Origin of the sequence: Solibacillus isronensis, from assembly GCF_023715405.1 — a bacterium.
GTDB lineage: Bacteria > Bacillota > Bacilli > Bacillales_A > Planococcaceae > Solibacillus > Solibacillus isronensis_B.
Genome location: NZ_JAMBOC010000019.1, coordinates 1 through 674, shown reverse-complemented (window position 1 = coordinate 674; position 674 = coordinate 1). Strand labels below are relative to the sequence as shown.

General features: G+C 53.7%; 6 tRNA genes. All 6 read left to right on the top strand.

Annotation, left to right across the window (positions count from 1 at the left end):
* The first annotated feature begins 49 nt into the window (after positions 1 to 49).
* The 6 genes from M3166_RS18975 to M3166_RS18950 all read left to right on the top strand — a co-directional run bounded on the left by M3166_RS18975 (position 50) and on the right by M3166_RS18950 (position 629).
* A tRNA-Pro gene (locus M3166_RS18975) sits at positions 50 to 126 on the top strand.
* An 8-nt stretch (positions 127 to 134) separates the two neighbouring features.
* Positions 135 to 210: transfer RNA gene (locus M3166_RS18970), tRNA-Ala, on the top strand.
* A 28-nt stretch (positions 211 to 238) separates the two neighbouring features.
* A tRNA-Met gene (locus M3166_RS18965) sits at positions 239 to 312 on the top strand.
* 7 nt (positions 313 to 319) lie between these two features.
* Positions 320 to 396 (top strand) — tRNA-Ile (locus M3166_RS18960).
* Between the two features lie 20 nt (positions 397 to 416).
* A tRNA-Ser gene (locus M3166_RS18955) sits at positions 417 to 509 on the top strand.
* A gap of 45 nt (positions 510 to 554) precedes the next feature.
* Positions 555 to 629 (top strand) — tRNA-Met (locus M3166_RS18950).
* Positions 630 to 674: the final 45 nt, after the last annotated feature.

Sequence of the window (674 nt, the reverse complement as noted above, 5' to 3'; positions counted from 1 at the left end):
GGATCAGAAGGTTGTGGGTTCGACTCCTGCCGGGCGCGCCATATTATTTCGGAATGTAGCTCAGCTTGGTAGAGCACTTGGTTTGGGACCAAGGGGTCGTAGGTTCGAATCCTGTCATTCCGACCATCATTTATGGGGCCTTAGCTCAGCTGGGAGAGCGCCTGCCTTGCACGCAGGAGGTCAGCGGTTCGATCCCGCTAGGCTCCACCATATTTTTTGTAACCAAAATAAAGATCCTGGCGGTGTAGCTCAGTTGGCTAGAGCACTCGGTTCATACCCGAAAGGTCGTGGGTTCGACTCCCTCTGCCGCCATCTTAAAGGACCTTTAGCTCAGTTGGTTAGAGCAGACGGCTCATAACCGTCCGGTCACAGGTTCGAGTCCTGTAAGGTCCACCAGTTAACGTACTAATCATAACGGAGGTATACCCAAGTCTGGCTGAAGGGATCGGTCTTGAAAACCGACAGGCGGGTAACACCGCGCGGGGGTTCGAATCCCTCTACCTCCTCCATTTTTACAAACTGGGTACTGAAAACAGGTTCAAACATTATATTATCGCGGGGTGGAGCAGTGGTAGCTCGTCGGGCTCATAACCCGAAGGTCGCAGGTTCAAGTCCTGCCCCCGCAACCAAATGGTCCCGTGGTGTAGCGGTTAACATGCCTGCCTGTCACGCAG